The organism is Enterovibrio gelatinilyticus (assembly GCF_028683095.1).
Taxonomy (GTDB): domain Bacteria; phylum Pseudomonadota; class Gammaproteobacteria; order Enterobacterales; family Vibrionaceae; genus Enterovibrio; species Enterovibrio gelatinilyticus.
Genome location: NZ_JAJUBC010000132.1, coordinates 1 through 408, shown reverse-complemented (window position 1 = coordinate 408; position 408 = coordinate 1). Strand labels below are relative to the sequence as shown.

At 45.3% G+C, this 408-nt stretch carries 1 protein-coding gene; it reads right to left on the bottom strand.

Annotated features, from left to right (window positions below):
* Positions 1-20: 20 nt before the first annotated feature.
* On the bottom strand, positions 21-408 hold a 388-nt coding region (locus LRP50_RS25540), incomplete at its 5' end, for a hypothetical protein (RefSeq protein WP_274167193.1).

The following is a 408-nucleotide window of genomic DNA, read 5'->3' as shown; positions in this document are numbered from 1 at the left end:
TAGTTGCATCCAAATCTGTTCTAATGTGTCGATCCCATTACGCCTCCATTTCTCCAAAGCAGCCAGACAGGGATACCGAGGCTCATCAAGAACAGTAACCACATTTGCTGGGTTTGGAAAATCATGCCACCTTCGCCACCCACTTCAATGTAACCTCTGGGTTTCTGATGTTTTGAGGTAACTTCGACCAGTAGGTCGAGATACTCAAGATTTTGGCGAGCAACGAAACGGGTGATGAAAGCAAGGGACGCGCCAGTTTTAAATTCCCATAAAAACAAATAGTTATGTTTGATTTGGAATTGACTGAGCAAGGGATTGCTTGTAGTTCGGGCGAAAAGTTGCTCGCTGAGCAAGATTTGGCCGAAGTATAGAATGAGGGAATGGTGACAAACATCGGATTGTGCCTGC